The organism is Streptomyces wuyuanensis, assembly GCF_900103455.1.
GTDB classification, from domain to species: Bacteria; Actinomycetota; Actinomycetes; order Streptomycetales; family Streptomycetaceae; genus Streptomyces; species Streptomyces wuyuanensis.
On record NZ_FNHI01000007.1, the window covers coordinates 78,328 to 92,846 of the forward strand.

The 14,519-nt window shown below is 70.8% G+C and carries 12 protein-coding genes and 2 tRNA genes; 6 read left to right on the forward strand and 8 right to left on the reverse strand.

Annotation, left to right across the window (positions count from 1 at the left end):
- Positions 1–194 precede the first annotated feature (194 nt).
- Both tig and BLT82_RS12415 read right to left on the reverse strand, forming a co-directional pair.
- Positions 195–1,577 (reverse strand): trigger factor, encoded by a 1,383-nt coding sequence (tig, locus tag BLT82_RS12410; protein WP_093653989.1) that lies wholly within the window; start codon positions 1,575–1,577, stop codon positions 195–197.
- 192 nt (positions 1,578–1,769) lie between these two features.
- Positions 1,770–1,846: transfer RNA gene (locus tag BLT82_RS12415), tRNA-Pro, on the reverse strand.
- A gap of 189 nt (positions 1,847–2,035) precedes the next feature.
- Here BLT82_RS12415 and BLT82_RS12420 point away from each other — a divergent pair.
- A tRNA-Gly gene (locus tag BLT82_RS12420) sits at positions 2,036–2,106 on the forward strand.
- A gap of 218 nt (positions 2,107–2,324) precedes the next feature.
- Here the strand turns inward: BLT82_RS12420 and BLT82_RS12425 are convergent.
- A complete protein-coding gene (locus BLT82_RS12425; protein ID WP_093653990.1) occupies positions 2,325–2,519 on the reverse strand; it encodes a hypothetical protein in 195 nt (64 codons plus the stop codon).
- 401 nt (positions 2,520–2,920) lie between these two features.
- On the opposite strand from BLT82_RS12425, the gene BLT82_RS12430 reads away from it, so the two are divergent.
- On the forward strand, positions 2,921–4,120 hold the full coding sequence (locus BLT82_RS12430) for an acyltransferase family protein (RefSeq protein ID WP_208867864.1): 1,200 nt from the start codon (positions 2,921–2,923) through the stop codon (positions 4,118–4,120).
- Here the strand turns inward: BLT82_RS12430 and BLT82_RS12435 are convergent.
- Positions 4,068–4,517: an HD domain-containing protein gene (locus BLT82_RS12435; RefSeq protein ID WP_093653992.1), complete on the reverse strand. Its 450-nt coding sequence runs from the start codon at positions 4,515–4,517 to the stop codon at positions 4,068–4,070. The two genes, BLT82_RS12430 and BLT82_RS12435, sit on opposite strands and share 53 nt — an antisense overlap.
- A gap of 35 nt (positions 4,518–4,552) precedes the next feature.
- Positions 4,553–5,695, reverse strand: coding sequence for a PP2C family protein-serine/threonine phosphatase (locus BLT82_RS12440; RefSeq protein ID WP_093653993.1), 1,143 nt, complete (start codon positions 5,693–5,695; stop codon positions 4,553–4,555).
- A 106-nt stretch (positions 5,696–5,801) separates the two neighbouring features.
- On the opposite strand from BLT82_RS12440, the gene BLT82_RS12445 reads away from it, so the two are divergent.
- On the forward strand, positions 5,802–7,031 hold the full coding sequence (locus BLT82_RS12445; RefSeq protein WP_093653994.1) for a GNAT family N-acetyltransferase: 1,230 nt from the start codon (positions 5,802–5,804) through the stop codon (positions 7,029–7,031).
- 110 nt (positions 7,032–7,141) lie between these two features.
- Here the strand turns inward: BLT82_RS12445 and BLT82_RS12450 are convergent, their stop codons facing one another.
- Both BLT82_RS12450 and BLT82_RS12455 read right to left on the reverse strand, forming a co-directional pair.
- Positions 7,142–7,960: an Fpg/Nei family DNA glycosylase gene (locus tag BLT82_RS12450; RefSeq protein ID WP_093653995.1), complete on the reverse strand. Its 819-nt coding sequence runs from the start codon at positions 7,958–7,960 to the stop codon at positions 7,142–7,144.
- Positions 7,960–8,454, reverse strand: coding sequence for a ribose-5-phosphate isomerase (locus BLT82_RS12455; protein ID WP_093653996.1), 495 nt, complete (start codon positions 8,452–8,454; stop codon positions 7,960–7,962). Before BLT82_RS12455 ends, BLT82_RS12450 begins: the two co-directional genes overlap by 1 nt.
- 204 nt (positions 8,455–8,658) lie before the next feature.
- Here BLT82_RS12455 and BLT82_RS12460 point away from each other — a divergent pair, with 204 nt between their 5' ends.
- Entirely contained in the window at positions 8,659–10,158 is a 1,500-nt protein-coding gene (locus BLT82_RS12460) for an amino acid permease (RefSeq protein WP_093653997.1), read from the forward strand.
- Between the two features lie 395 nt (positions 10,159–10,553).
- Here BLT82_RS12460 and BLT82_RS12465 read toward each other — a convergent pair whose 3' ends face one another.
- Positions 10,554–11,150, reverse strand: coding sequence for a biotin transporter BioY (locus BLT82_RS12465; RefSeq protein WP_093653998.1), 597 nt, complete (start codon positions 11,148–11,150; stop codon positions 10,554–10,556).
- Positions 11,151–11,419: 269 nt separating this feature from the next.
- Between BLT82_RS12465 and BLT82_RS12470 the strand changes: the two genes are divergently transcribed.
- Positions 11,420–12,814, forward strand: a complete 1,395-nt coding sequence (locus tag BLT82_RS12470; protein ID WP_093653999.1) for an amino acid permease — start codon at positions 11,420–11,422, stop codon at positions 12,812–12,814.
- 168 nt (positions 12,815–12,982) lie between these two features.
- Positions 12,983–14,449, forward strand: a complete 1,467-nt coding sequence (locus BLT82_RS12475; protein ID WP_093654000.1) for an amino acid permease — start codon at positions 12,983–12,985, stop codon at positions 14,447–14,449.
- The last annotated feature ends 70 nt before the right edge of the window (positions 14,450–14,519 follow it).

Consider the following 14,519-nt stretch of genomic DNA (forward strand, 5'->3'; position numbering starts at 1 on the left):
GGGCCGGTGCGGCCCTCAGGGGTCTACGGCGACTCGGAGCCCCTCTCCGGCCCCGGCAGGCCCTCCCCGGCCCGGCGGGGGGACGACGACGGGCCCGGGGCGCGCATCGGCGCCTCCGGGCCCGTCGTACGGGTCGGTGCAGGCGGTGGCGGCGCGGTTCGGCGCCGACCCTCGCCCGGGCGGGAGTCCGGGGCTCAGGCCTCGGACTTCTCCTCGTCACCGGTGGCCGCGGCGGCGACCTCGGTGGCCTCCTCGACCTCGTCCTCGTCGTCGCTCATGTCGACGACCTCACCGTTGGTGTCCTTGACCGTGGAGGCCTCGACGACCGTGGCGAGCGCCTTGCCGCGGGCGACCTCGCCGACGAGCATCGGCACCTGGCCGCCCTCGACGACCGCCTGGGCGAACTGGTCGGGGGACATGCCGGAGGAGGCGGCGCGGCGCATGAGGTGCTCGGTGAGCTCCTCCTGGCTGACGTTGAGCTTCTCCCGGGAGACCAGCTCGTCGAGCACGAACTGGGTCTTGATGCCCTTGACCGCCTGCTCCTTGGTCTCGGCGTCGAACTCTTCCTCGGTCTTGCCCTGGATCTCCAGGTACTTGGCGAGGTCGAGGCCCATCTGGCCGAGCTGGTGGTGCTCCAGGTTGTGCTTGCGAGTGCGGATCTCGTCCTCGAGGAGCTTCTCGGGGACCGGGACCTCGACGAGCTCGAGGAGCTTCTCGAGCACGCGCTCCTGGGCCTGGGTGGCCTGGTCGTACTGCTTCATGTTCTCGAGGCGCTTGCGGCTGTCGGCCTTCAGCTCCTCGAGGGTGTCGAACTCGCTGGCCATCTGGGCGAACTCGTCGTCCAGCTCGGGGAGCTCGCGCGCGGCGACCTGGGTCACCTTGACGGTGATCTCCGCGTCCTTGCCCTCGGCGGAGCCGCCCTTCAGCTGAGAGGTGAAGGTGGCCTCGCCGCCGGCCTCCAGGCCGGTCACGGCCTCGTCGATGCCGTCGAGGAGCTCTCCGGAGCCGATCGTGTACTGCACGCCGTCGGCGACGCCGTCCGCGAGGACCTCACCGTCGACCTTGGCCTCCAGGTCGAGCGTCACGACATCGCCGTCGGCGGCGGCGCGCTCGACCGGGGAGGTGGAGGCGAAGCGGGTGCGGAGCTGCTCGACGGACTTCTCGATGTCCTCGTCCGACACCTCGACGGCGTCGACCTCGACCTCGATGCCGGAGTAGTCCGGGATCTCGATGACCGGGCGGACGTCGACCTCGGCGGTGAAGTTCAGCGTCTCGCCGTCCTTCAGCTCGGTGATGTCGACCTCGGGCTGGCCAAGCGGGTTGATCTCCGCCTCGTTGACCGCCTCGGTGTAGAACTTCGGGAGCGCGTCGTTGACGGCCTCCTCCAGCACCGCGCCGCGGCCGAACCGCTGGTCGATGACGCGCGCCGGGACCTTGCCCTTGCGGAAGCCCTTGACCGTGACCTGCTGGTTGATCTTCTTGTACGCCGCGTCGAGGCTGTCCTTGAGCTCCTCGAAGGGCACCTCGACAGTGAGCCGAACCCGGGTCGGGTTCAGGGTCTCCACGGCGCTCTTCACGGTTCGGTCTCCTTGGTGGCTGAATACTGGGGTTCTGCTGGGCTCACCACGGAGTGTTGTCCGGCGGCGGCGCAGCGGATCGGGCCCGGCGCTTCGGACACTCGGTCAGACACACGGGCACACAGATTGCATAGTAACCGCAAGCGGGATCAGCCCCACAATGCGATCTTGACCCAGGCGTGATCGCGACGTTGGTCGGGGTGGCGGGATTTGAACCCACGGCCTTCCGCTCCCAAAGCGGACGCGCTACCAAGCTGCGCCACACCCCGTCGGTGCGACACGTAGGGTACATGCCCCCAGGCTGTGGTCAGGCCCCTTTTCCCCGCGGTTCCCCGGTCGCAGACGGCGCCCGGGGCGGCGGCGGGGGCGCGGCCGGGGCAATGGGTGTGCGGCGGACGTCCGGGACCCGCTACGATGCTCTTCGTGCCGCGGCCACCACGACCTGCGGCGCGGTGCTTGCGGGCGTAGCTCAATGGTAGAGCCCTAGTCTTCCAAACTAGCTACGCGGGTTCGATTCCCGTCGCCCGCTCTCCACGGCTCAGGGCCAGGTCGGAGGTCGAATCCTCCACCTGGCCCTGATGCGTTTCCCAGGCTCCCGTCCGTCCGCGCACTCGTTCCGCCACGGCCCCCGGCGCGGCGCGCTCCGGGCGGGGTCCGCTACGGCCCTGGCCCTGGCCATACCGCTGTGGCCAGGGCCAGGACCGGGCCATAGCGGTATGGTCGGCGAAAGAAAGTGAACGAAACGGTTCAGAATCTAATCGCGTTGATCGAATCCGCGAGCGAGTCCAGGAAGTTGTTGATCGACGGCGCCATGCCGGTCGAGGCGAGGAAGAAGCCGAAGAGCGCCGCGACTATCGCGGGACCGGCCTTGATCGAGCCACCGCGGATCATCACCACGAGGATGATCGCCAACAGCAGCACCACAGACAGTGAAATGGCCACAACTGATCACACCCTCGGTCGGTCCGCCTTGCCCGCCGGGGGGCGTGCGGCCCGGCACACCCCCGTCCCCACCATCGTGCCACCAACAGCCGGGGGACGGTGACCGCCTGACGGACCGTCGGTGGATGGATCAGCTCACATCGCGATGCGCCGACGGATGGGTCGGCGGCGCATCACCGCTTACTGCTACCCGCCGATGCGAATTACACACATCCGGGTCACAAGAAATTCAGAAAATGTCGGTGAGGAAATTCACCGATGCCTTGAGCTTCGACGTTTCGCCCCGTTTAAGCGGTATTAATTGGGGCATATCGGACGTTTGGCGGTCGTGTCGGTGACGAATGCAGGAGATCTTCCGGTGGGTTTTACGAATTCCATTGCATCCGGTTAGGGTGCCTCGAATGTTCCACGCTCCGAATGGATTGCAGAGGGACCGCGTCCCCGACGCCTCCCGTGAGCCGGAGCCCCTCCCAGGGAGGACAGCGACGGCCGAACCGACTCCGCCCGCGCCGCCGGCACCGGTGTCGCAGGAGGCACAGGCGCCGCCGGTCAAGAGACGCGACGCCTACTTCGACAACGCCAAGTACCTCGCCATCGTGCTGGTCGCGGTCGCGCACGCGTGGGAGCCGGTGATGGACGGCAGCCGCGCCACCAGGGCGGCGTACATGTTCGTCTACACCTTCCACATGCCGGCCTTCATCATCATCTCCGGCTACTTCTCACGGAGTTTCCAGGCCCGCCCCGACCAGCTGAAGCGGCTGGTCAGCGGTGTTGTGGTGCCGTTCTTCGTGTTCGAGATCGCCTACACGCTCTTCAAGCGGTGGGCCGACGACGATCCCGACTACCCCTTCAGCCTGACCGATCCGCTGTACCTCACGTGGTTCCTGATCGCCCTGTTCGTGTGGCGGCTGTCGACGCCGCTGTGGCGGTCGATCAGGTATCCGCTGGCGGTGTCCCTGGTCATCGCGTCGCTCGGCTCGCTGACGCCGGGGATCGGCCAGGACCTCGACCTCCAGCGCATCCTGCAGTTCCTGCCGTTCTTCGTGCTGGGCCTGTCGATGCGGCCGGAGCACTTCCAGATGCTCCGGCGCCGGGAGGTGCGGCTGCTGGCGCTGCCGGTGGCCGCGGGCGCGGCACTGTTCACCTACTGGGTGGCGCCGGACGTGCGGATGGGCTGGTTCTACCGCTCCACCAGCGCCGAGGAACTGGACGCGCCCTGGTGGACGGGCCCGCTGATGACCTTCGGCCTCTTCGGCTGCGCGCTGCTGCTCACGGCGGCCTTCCTCGCCTGGGTACCGCGCCGCAGGATGTGGTTCACCGTGCTGGGGGCGGGCACCATCTGCGGCTACCTGCTGCACGGCTTCCTGGTGAAGTCCCTGGACTACCTGGGGCTGGTGGCCCAGTACCCGTGGCTGGCGGAGCCCGCAGGGGAGATCGCCGTAACGATCGCCGCGGCCGCGGCCGTCACCCTGTTCTGCACGCCGCCGGTGCGGCGCGCACTGAGGTTCGCGACCGAGCCGGAGTTGTCGTGGGCGTTCCGACGGGACGTCACGCAGTTGCCAGGCCGAGCAGGCGCCGCATCGCCGCGTACTTCGCGCTGAGCCGGGTCCGGGTCGGTTCGTCCAGTACCGCGAGCCGCCCCGGGTCCGCGTTGTGGGCGAGGTCGGCCTCCTTGACGAGACGGGCGCCCGGTGTGGCGAGGATACGCCGGGCGTACGACTCGGGGTCCTCCCCCGGGCGCTTGGTCATGGCGTCCACCAAGTCCTTGACCTGCTCCGGGAGTTCGGCCGCGGCCAGCCACTCCCGCGACAGCACGCCGTCCTCGATCGCGTCGTGCAGCCAGGCGGCGGCGATCTGTTCGTCGGTGCCGCCCCGCTCCCTCACTCCGTCGGCCACGGCCCGGATGTGCTCGGCGTAGGGCCGTCCCGCCTTGTCCGTCTGGTGCGCATGGGCTTCCCGGGCGATCGCCTCGACCTGGTCGAGCGTGAGGTTCGGCATGGGTACGACTCTAGGCCCCGGATCCCGTGCGAAGGTCACGGCTCCCTGCGGATCAGCAGCAGCGCCCGGTCGTCGTTGACGTCCTTCGCCACGGCCTCGATGAGGTGCCAGGCGGCCCCCTCGAAGCCCGTCGCCACATAGCGGTCGGCCTCGCCGGTGAGCCGGTCCATGCCCTCGGCGATGTCCCGGTCGTTCGCCTCGACGAGGCCGTCGGTGAAGAGCATCAGCACGTCTCCGGGACGGAGCGTGCCCTTGACCGGGTCGAACTGGGCGCCCTCGTACACGCCGAGCAACGGGCCCTCCGCGGCCTTCTCCTCCCAGCGGCCGGTGCCCGCGCTGAGCTGCAGGCCCGGCAGATGGCCGGCGGACAGCAGTTCGTAGTCGCCGGAGTCCAGGTCGAGCACCAGGTGGACGGAGGTGGCGAAGCCCTCGTCCCAGTCCTGGCGCAGGAGGTAGCCGTTGGCGGCGGGAAGGAAGCCGTGCGGCGGGAGGGACCCGAGGAGGCCGCCGAAGGCTCCGGACAGCAGCAGGGCGCGGGAGGCCGCGTCCATGCCCTTGCCGGAGACGTCGGTGAGGACGACTTCGAGGGTGCGGCCGCCGTTGGTGCGGGCCGCGACGACGAAGTCCCCGGAGAACGACTGGCCACCGGCGGGGCGGAGCGCCATCTCGCGGTGCCATCCCTGCGGGAGCCTCGGCAGGGCGCTCTGCACGCGGATCCGTTCGCGCAGGTCGAAGAGCATCGTGCCGCCGCGCCGCCAGGGCACCCCGACCCGGGCGCGGAACTGGGCGATCAGCAGCCCGAAGAAGCCGCAGGCCGCCACCACCAGCACGGTTCCCGGGGTGACCCGGGCCGGGCCCTCCGTGTAGGGGCCGAGCACCAGGGACTCCACGATCAGCGCCAGGGCCGCGGCCGCGTACAGCCCGAGCAGGCTCGCGGGTCGCAGCAGCAGTCCGCCCGCGACGATCGGCAGGACGAGGGCGGCCGGCGTGCACCACACCGGCATGAGGATCGTGCCCCAGGCGATCGCCGGGACGGTCAGCAGCAGTCCGGCCAGCGCGATCCAGTCGGAGCCGTCGCCGCGGAAGTAGTCGACCCCGGATTTGCGCAGCGTCGTGCGGGCCCGGTGCGTCGCTTTGCGCAGCCGGGCCGCGTACGAGTCCGCTGCGCCACGTGCCATCGTCGGCGACCCTATCCACACCCTCGTCCCGCGTGGAGGGGGACCCCATGACATTGCGTTCGAAATCGGGTCGCGACGGGACGCGGTGCCCTGGTAGGCATGGCGCATGACGACTGAACTGCGGGTACTCCGTCGCGAGGAGTGGGACCAGTGGTACGGGAAGCTGGAGCTCGCCTTCGGCGGCGTCCCGGAGTCCCCCGCGGAGCGCAAGCTCTGGAACGAACTCACGGAGTGCGAGCGTTCGATCGGGGTGTGGGACGGCGGGGAGTGCGTCGGCACGGCCGGGGCCTTCTCCTTCCGGGTGTCGGTGCCGGGCGGCTCTCTCGTGCCGGCGGCCGGGGTCACGATGGTGAGCGTCGCCGCCACCCACCGGCGGCGGGGAGTCCTCACGTCGATGATGCGGCGCCAACTGGACGACGTCCGTGAACTGGGCGAGCCGCTCGCCCTGCTGACGGCCTCGGAGCCGGAGATCTACGGCCGGTTCGGATACGGCATCGCGACGCACCAGCTGAGCCTGGACATCGACACGGTCCGGGCGCGGATCACCGCGCCCCCCGGGACGGACGACGTGCGGCTGCGGTTCGCGCCGGTCGCGGAGTCCGCCGAGGCGTGCGAGGCGGTGTACCGGAGCAGGATCGGCTCGCGGCCGGGAATGCTCGCGCACACACCGGGCTGGGAGCGGCTCCCGCTGCTCGACCCGCCCGCCGATCGCGAGGGCGCCTCGGCGATGCAGTGCGTGCTCGCCGAGCGGGACGGCGACGTGGTGGGCTACGTCCGCTTCCACAACAAGCCTGAGTGGGACGCCTCGGGGCCGAACGGCTCGCTGCTGCTGCGGGACGTCGAGGCGCTGGACCCGGCGGCGTACGCGGCGCTGTGGCGCTTCCTCTTCGGCATCGACCTGACGTCGCGGATCCGGGTCCGCAACCGGCCGGTGGACGATCCGCTGCTGCACCTCGTCACGGACGTCCGGCGCTGTGGTGTCCGGGTGCGGGACTCGCTGCACGCGCGGCTGGTCGACGTGGGCGCGGCGCTGGCGGCGAGGACGTACCGGACGCCGGTGGACGTGGTGTTGGAGGTGGAGGACGCGTTCTGCCCCTGGAACGAGGGCCGTTGGCGCCTCTCGGGGGACACCAAGGGCGCGTCGTGCGAGCGCACGGCCGGTCCCGCCGATCTGGCGGTGAGCGTGAGGGACTTGGGCGCCGCCTACCTTGGCGGGGTGACGCTGTCGTCCCTGGCGGGGGCGGGCCGGGTGCACGAGCTGCGCGGTGGCGCGCTGGCGGAGGCGTCGACGGCCTTCGCCTCGGACCCGGCGCCCTGGCTGCCGCACGGCTTCTGAGACGCGCGGCGGCCGGGCGGGGGCGCGACCTGAGGTGCCGCTCCAATTCCGCACCGTTGGCGCCGGCCCCGGCCGCCGCGGTCAGCGGAGAGCCGGTGGCCGGGCGTGCGCTACGCGGGCTGGCAGCCCGGGCACCAGAAGAGGTTGCGGGCGGCGAGACCGGCGGTGCGGATCTCGCCGCCACAGATGTGGCAGGGCAACTGCGCCCTGCGGTAGACGTACACCTCGCCGCCGTGGTCGTCGACCCGCGGCGGCCGGCCCATCGCCTCCGGGGTGTGCTCGGACCGGACGGTGTCGATGCGGTTGTTCCGTACGCCCTCGCGCATGAGGGCGGCCAAGTCGGCCCAGAGCGCGCGCCACTCCCGCTCGGTGAGGTCCCTGCCCGCGCGGTACGGATCGATGCCGTGACGGAACAGGACCTCCGCGCGGTAGACGTTGCCGACGCCCGCGACGACCTTCTGGTCCATCAGCAGGGCGGCGATCGTCGTACGGGATCGGGAGATCCTGGCCCAGGCGCGGTCGGGGTCGTCGTCCGGCCGGAGCGGATCGGGGCCGAGCCGCGCGTGTATCGCGGCCTTCTCGCCGTCGGTGATCAGGGCGCAGGCAGTGGGGCCGCGCAGATCGACGTGGGCGTCGGGGTTCGCGAGCCGCAGCCGCACGGTGTCGGTGGGCGGCGGTGCGGGCCCGTCGCCGAAGTCCACCTTGCCGAACAGGCCGAGGTGGATGTGGATCCACTCGCCGCCGTCGGAGCCACCGAAGCCGAGGAAGAGGTGCTTGCCGTGGGCCTCGGTGCGCTCGAGCACCGTGCCGTCGAGCAGCGCCGCGGAGTCGGCGAACTTGCCCTGCGGGCTGGTGACCCGCACGGACCGGCCGCCGAACCGTTCCCGGTAGTCGGCGGCCAGCCGGTGGATGGTGTGCCCTTCGGGCATCAGGCGGTGGGCTCCTGCGGGTGGTGGGCCGGGATCGGGGGCAGCTCGCCGGTGGTCTCGTACCGCTCGAGCATCTCGATGCGGCGGGTGTGGCGCTCCTCGCCCGAGTACGGGGTCTTGAGGAAGACCTCGACGAAGGTCGTGGCCTCGTCGGTGGTGTGCATGCGGGCACCGACGGCGACGACGTTGGCGTTGTTGTGCTCCCGGCCGAGGGCGGCGGTCTGCACGCTCCAGGCCAGCGCGGCGCGGACGCCCTTGACCTTGTTGGCGGCGATCTGCTCCCCGTTGCCGGAGCCGCCGATCACGATGCCGAGGCTGTCGGGGTCCGCTGCGGTCCGCTCCGCGGCGCGCAGGCAGAACGGCGGGTAGTCGTCCTGGGCGTCGTAGATGTGGGGGCCGCAGTCGACGGGCTCGTGGCCGTGGGCCGTGAGCCACTCGACGAGGTGGTTCTTGAGTTCGAAGCCGGCATGGTCGGAGCCGAGGTACACGCGCATGGTCCGAGTGTGGCACGCGCGAGGCCGGGCAGACGTCAGCGGGGTCCGGCGACGGACCCTCTCGGATGACCGCACGACCGCGGAGAGTGACCGGGCGACGTGCCCATCATCACGATCCGGAGTCAGGTCTTTCTTACCGACGGGTCAACGGTTTGAATGCTCGGGCTCGTCACCCGAGCGAACCGCACATGTAAGGAATCGTCCATGAACCCCCAGCCGACCCTTACGAAGGCAGGCGCGAGTGCCGGTGAACCCGGCATTTCCCAGCCTTCCGACGGTCTCAAGGCCGGACTGAAGAATCGCCATCTGTCCATGATCGCCATCGGTGGCGTGATCGGCGCAGGCCTGTTCGTCGGGTCCTCCGGCGGCATCGCCGCCGCCGGCCCCGCCATCCTCGTGTCGTACCTGCTCGTCGGCATGCTGGTCGTGTTCGTGATGCGCATGCTCGGCGAGATGGCCGCGGCGAGCCCGAACTCGGGTTCCTTCTCGGCGTACGCCGACCGTGGGCTCGGCCGCTGGGCCGGCTTCTCCATCGGGTGGCTCTACTGGTTCTTCTGGGTCGTCGTGCTCGCGGTCGAGGCCACCGCGGGTGCGGTGATCCTGGAGGGCTGGATACCGGCCGTCCCGCAGTGGGCCTGGGCGCTGATCGTGATGGTCGTGCTCACCGCCACCAACCTCGCCTCGGTCGCCTCGTACGGCGAGTTCGAGTTCTGGTTCGCCGGGATCAAGGTCGTCGCCATCGGCGCCTTCGTCGTCATCGGTCTGCTGGCCGTCTTCGGTGTGCTTCCGGGCTCGGACAACCCGGGCGCGGGCTTCGCGCACCTGACCGACGCCGGCGGCTTCCTGCCCAACGGCGCGGGCGCCATCCTCACCGGTGTGCTGATGGTCGTCTTCTCCTTCATGGGCAGCGAGATCGTCACGCTGGCCGCCGGCGAGTCCGAGGACCCGCGCCGCGCGGTCACCAAGGCCACCAACAGCGTGATCTGGCGGATCGCGGTCTTCTACCTGGGCTCGATCTTCGTCGTGCTGACGCTGCTGCCGTGGAACGACAAGTCGATCGTCGAGAAGGGGTCGTACGTCGCGGCCCTGGACTCCATCGGCATCCCGCACGCCGGCCAGATCATGAACGTGATCGTGCTGACGGCCGTGCTGTCCTGCCTGAACTCGGGTCTGTACACCGCCTCCCGCATGGCGTTCTCGCTCGGTGAGCGCGGCGACGCGCCGAAGTCCTTCGCCAAGGTCAACGGCAAGGGCGTGCCGACCACCGCCATCCTGGCCTCGGTCGTCTTCGGCTTCGGCGCCGTCTGGGCCAACTACGCCTACAAGGACACGGTCTTCCTGTTCCTGCTGAACTCCTCGGGTGCGGTCGCGCTCTTCGTCTGGCTCGTCATCTGCTTCACGCAGCTGCGGATGCGCGGGATCCTGATGCGCGAGGCCCCGGAGAAGGTCACGGTGAAGATGTGGCTCTTCCCGTACCTGACCTGGGCGACCGCCGCGATGATCGTCTTCGTCCTGGGCTACATGCTCTTCGACGACGCGAACCGCGAGGTCGTGCTCCTGTCGCTGCTGGTGGCGGCGGTCGTGGTGGCCATCGGTCTCGTGCTCCAGCGGGTGCGGCCGAAGCCGGCCGCGGACGCGGTCCCGGCCCAGCGGACCGAGGACGCCGTCCCGGCTGCCCCGGTGACCGAGGACGCCAGGGGCTGACGCCTTCCGCTGCCGGGCCCGTGACGTCCCGGCGGCGGGGAACGGCACCGAACGGAACGAGGGGCGTCCCGCACCTGGGTGCGGGGCGCCCCTCGTGCGTGCGCCGACGCCGCCGGACGCCCCGGCGTCCGTGAACCCCGAGGGCCCCTCCGCCCCGTGCACTGCCGTCGTCCCCTGGCACCGCTCCGGTCCCTCGCCGTGTACCGGGCACAGGGCCGAGCAGGGGACCGCGCGGTTCCCGTCGGCGCGTAAGGCGCCGCGGCCGGCCGCTTCCCCGCCCCGGCCGCGCGCACCACGAGGCGTACCGGGGCGAGACGCGGAAGAGGTCCGCCGGTCGTCACGACCGGCGGACCTCTTCGGGAACAGTGCGGCTCCCCGCGGGAGCCGCCGAGTGCTCAGCCCCGGCTGCCGAGGAGCTTCCAGGCGGCGGGCAGCGCGCCCATCGCGAGCGCGGCCTTGAGCGCGTCGCCGATCAGGAACGGGGTCAGTCCGGCCGCCACGGCCTGGGACAGCGTCATCCCGGTGGCGAGCGCCAGGTACGGCACGCCGATCGCGTAGATGATCGCAGAGCCGAGGACCATCGCGCCCGCGGTGCGCGGGACGGAGCGGTCCGCCCCGCGCCGGGCGAGGGCGCCGACGACGGTGGCGGCGACGAGCATGCCGAGGATGTAGCCGAGCGACGGCATGGCCCAGCCGGAGGACGCCTCGGCGAACCACGGCATGCCCGCCATCCCGGCGAGGGCGTACAGCGCGAGGGAGAGGAAGCCGCGGCGGGCGCCGAGCGCGGTACCGACGAGCAGCGCCGCGAAGGTCTGGCCGGTGACCGGGACCGGGGAGCCCGGAACGGTGACGGAGATCTGCGCGGCGACGCCGGTGAGCGCGGCGCCACCGACGACCAGGGCCGCGTCGACCGCGGACTTGGCGCGCGAGGCGGGCAGCAGATCGGCGAGGACCAGCCCCTGGCGGGGGGCGGAAGCGGCAGCAGTGCTCATCGGGACTCCGGGTGCGAGGGCGGTGATGACGTCGATGTGGACATGGCGACGTTAGCCCAGGAGTGAACGACCGATCACCGTCAGCCGATGACAAAGGCCCGAGCGGCCGCATGGTGGAGTTCACACAAAGCAGCCGGGACAAGCACCAGGGGCGCGTGATGCTCGTCACTGAGGTGACGGCCGAGAGGTGCCGTTTTGGAGAAGGAGGCAGTGCTCGGAGAGACTGTAGGTTCCCGCCAAATCCCCGCACTGCCGAGAGTCCCGAGCACATGCACGACGCACCGCCCAGCCCTCTGGCCACCGAGGCCGAACCCCTCTCCCACGGGCTGAAGCAGCGCCATCTGACGATGCTCGGTCTCGGCGGGGTGATCGGGGCGGGGCTGTTCGTCGGTTCCGGTGCGGGCATCGCGCTCGCCGGCCCCGGCATCGTGGTCTCGTACCTCCTCGCGGGGGCGCTGGCGATGCTGGTCATGCGGATGCTGGGGGAGATGTCGTCGGCGATGCCCGCGTCCGGCGCCTTCTCCGTGCACGCCGAGCGGGCCCTCGGCCGCTGGGCCGGTTTCACCGCCGGCTGGCTCTACTGGTTCCTGCTGGTGGTCGTGCTCGCCGTGGAGGCGACCGGTGCGGCGACGATCGCCAACGGCTGGGTGCCGGGCGTCCCGCAGTGGACCTGGGTGCTGATCTTCATGTTGGTCTTCACGGTGGCCAATCTGGCGGCCGTGAAGAACTTCGGCGAGTTCGAGTTCTGGTTCGCCGCGCTCAAGGTCGGCGCGATCGTGCTGTTCCTGGTCCTCGGCACCCTGGCGGTCCTCGGGCTGCTGCCGGACACGCAGCCGGTGGGTCTGGCGAACCTCACCGGGCAGGGCGGCTTCCTGCCCAACGGGTGGGAGGGCGTCGTCGCCGGCGTCCTCGCCGTGGTCTTCGCCTTCGGCGGGCTGGAGGTCGTGACGATCGCGGCGGCCGAGTCGGACGATCCGGCCCGCGCGGTCGGGCGCGCGGTGCGCAGCGCGGTGTGGCGCATCCTCCTCTTCTACGTCGGCTCGATGCTGGTCATCGTGACCGTGCTGCCGTGGACGGCGATGGAGCCGGGCCGGAGCCCGTACGTCGCGGTCCTGGACGCGATCGGTGTGCCGGGGGCCGGACAGATCATGAACATCGTGGTGTTCGTGGCTCTGCTGTCCGCCCTCAACGCCAATCTCTACGGCTCCTCGCGGATGGTGTTCTCGCTGGCCGAGCGCGGCGAGGCGCCCACGGGGCTGCTCAGGGTCTCCGGTGGCGGGGTGCCGCGCCGGGCCGTGCTCGCCTCCGTCGCGTTCGGTTTCGTGTCCGTCCTGCTCAACCTGAAGTGGCCGGACACCGTCTTCCTCTACATGCTCAACGCGGTCGGCGCGGTGCTGCTGTTCGTGTGGGGCCTGATCGCCGTGTCGGAGCTGCGGCTGCGCCGCAGGATCGAGCGCGAGGCGCCGGAGACGCTGACGCTGCGGATGTGGGGCTTCCCGTGGCTGACCTGGGTGGCGCTCGCCGGGATCGCGGCCGTGCTCGTGCTGATGCTCGGCGACGAGGGCGCCCGGCCCCAGGTGCTGTGGTCGGCCGCGGCGACGGCACTGGTGCTCTTGGTGGCGTGGCTCCGGGAGTTGCGCGACATGCGGGCGAGTCGCACCTAGTGCCGCGTCAGGCAAGGTTTGCCCGACGGGGCGAATGCTGCCTGATGCGGCACCGGTTCTTCACATTGTGTGAGCATCTTGTCCGTATAGCGGTCATCGATGCTCGGTGAGCGGTACGCCCCCCAGACTGTGGGCCACTCCCGTATCCGCTCATGAACAGGCACTCCCATGTCTCGGACCTCGGCGCCCGCGCCCGTCGGCACCCAAGCCGACTCGTCGCTCGCCCACGGCCTCAAGCAGCGCCATCTGTCGATGATCGCCCTCGGCGGTGTGATCGGCGCCGGCCTCTTCGTCGGCTCCGGTGCCGGTATCGCCGCCGCCGGCCCGTCCATCGTCATCGCCTATGCCGTGTCCGGCCTGCTCGTCATGCTCGTGATGCGCATGCTCGGCGAGATGTCGGCGGCGAATCCGGCCTCCGGTTCCTTCTCGGTGCACGCCGAGCGGGCGCTCGGTCCCTGGGCGGGCTTCACCGCCGGCTGGTCGTTCTGGGTGCTGCTGTCCGTCGCCGTCGGCCTCGAGGGCATCGGCGCCGCGAAGATCGTCAGCGGCTGGCTGCCCGGCACCCCGGAATGGGCCTGGGTCGCGCTGTTCATGCTCGTCTTCTGCGGCACCAACCTGGCGGCCGTGAAGAACTTCGGCGAGTTCGAGTTCTGGTTCGCCGCGCTCAAGGTCGGGGCGATCACGCTGTTCCTGATCCTCGGCGGCCTGGCCATCCTCGGCGTGCTGCCGGGGACGGAGGCACCCGGCACGGCGAACCTCACGGGTGACGGAGGGTTCCTGCCGCACGGGACGGAGGGACTGGTCATCGGCCTGCTCGCGTCGGTCTTCGCGTACGGCGGTCTGGAGACCGTCACCATCGCGGCGGCCGAGTCCGAGCACCCGGTCCAGGGTGTCGCCAAGGCCGTGCGCACCGCGATGTGGCGCATCGCGCTCTTCTACATCGGCTCCATGGCGGTCATCGTCACGCTGGTGCCGTGGGACGACCCGGACGTCGCCAACCCCGACAAGGGCCCGTACGTCACCGCGCTGAACCACCTGGACATCCCGGGCGCCGGTCTCGTGATGCAGATCGTCGTGCTGGTGGCGCTGCTGTCGGCGATGAACGCCAACATCTACGGAGCCTCCCGCATGGCCTACTCCCTGGTCGCGCGCGGCCAGGGCCCCAAGGCGATCGGCAGGGTCTCCGGCGGCGTGCCGCGGATCGCCGTGCTGGTCTCCTCCGTCTTCGGCTTCCTGTGCGTGCTGCTCAGCTACTGGCGTCCGGACGACGTCTTCCCGTGGCTGCTGAACATGATCGGCGCGGTCATCCTGGTCGTCTGGCTGTTCATCGCCGTCTCCCAGCTGGTGCTGCGGCGCCGCACGGAGCGCGAGGCGCCGGAGAAGCTCGTGGTGCGGATGTGGCTGTTCCCGGTGCTGACCTGGATCTCCATCGCGGGCATGCTCGCGATCTTCGTCCTGATGCTGCGCCAGCCCGACACCCGCGACCAGCTGATGGCCACCGGCCTGATGACGCTGGTGCTGGCCGCCTCGGGCGCCGTGCTGCAGCGCAGGCGCAAGGCGGGGCTCGCGAACGAGGGAGCCGCCGCCGGCACCGTGCGGGACTCGGCGCCGGCGAAGGCGGCCGCCAAGGACTGAGCGGGCGCCGTGGGCGACACGAGGACCCCCGGGCCGTATCGGCCCGGGGGTCCTCCCGTGTGCGGAGCCG

Excerpts from the sequence above, each read along its gene's own strand:
- BLT82_RS12430 (WP_208867864.1), top strand. The coding sequence starts at position 2,921 with ATGTTCCACGCTCCGAATGGATTGCAGAGGGACCGCGTCCCCGACGCC.
- BLT82_RS12435 (WP_093653992.1), bottom strand. The coding sequence starts at position 4,517 with ATGCCGAACCTCACGCTCGACCAGGTCGAGGCGATCGCCCGGGAAGCC.
- BLT82_RS12440 (WP_093653993.1), bottom strand. The coding sequence starts at position 5,695 with ATGGCACGTGGCGCAGCGGACTCGTACGCGGCCCGGCTGCGCAAAGCG.
- BLT82_RS12445 (WP_093653994.1), top strand. The coding sequence starts at position 5,802 with ATGACGACTGAACTGCGGGTACTCCGTCGCGAGGAGTGGGACCAGTGG.
- BLT82_RS12450 (WP_093653995.1), bottom strand. The coding sequence starts at position 7,960 with ATGCCCGAAGGGCACACCATCCACCGGCTGGCCGCCGACTACCGGGAA.
- BLT82_RS12455 (WP_093653996.1), bottom strand. The coding sequence starts at position 8,454 with ATGCGCGTGTACCTCGGCTCCGACCATGCCGGCTTCGAACTCAAGAAC.
- BLT82_RS12460 (WP_093653997.1), top strand. The coding sequence starts at position 8,659 with ATGAACCCCCAGCCGACCCTTACGAAGGCAGGCGCGAGTGCCGGTGAA.
- BLT82_RS12465 (WP_093653998.1), bottom strand. The coding sequence starts at position 11,150 with ATGAGCACTGCTGCCGCTTCCGCCCCCCGCCAGGGGCTGGTCCTCGCC.
- BLT82_RS12470 (WP_093653999.1), top strand. The coding sequence starts at position 11,420 with ATGCACGACGCACCGCCCAGCCCTCTGGCCACCGAGGCCGAACCCCTC.
- BLT82_RS12475 (WP_093654000.1), top strand. The coding sequence starts at position 12,983 with ATGTCTCGGACCTCGGCGCCCGCGCCCGTCGGCACCCAAGCCGACTCG.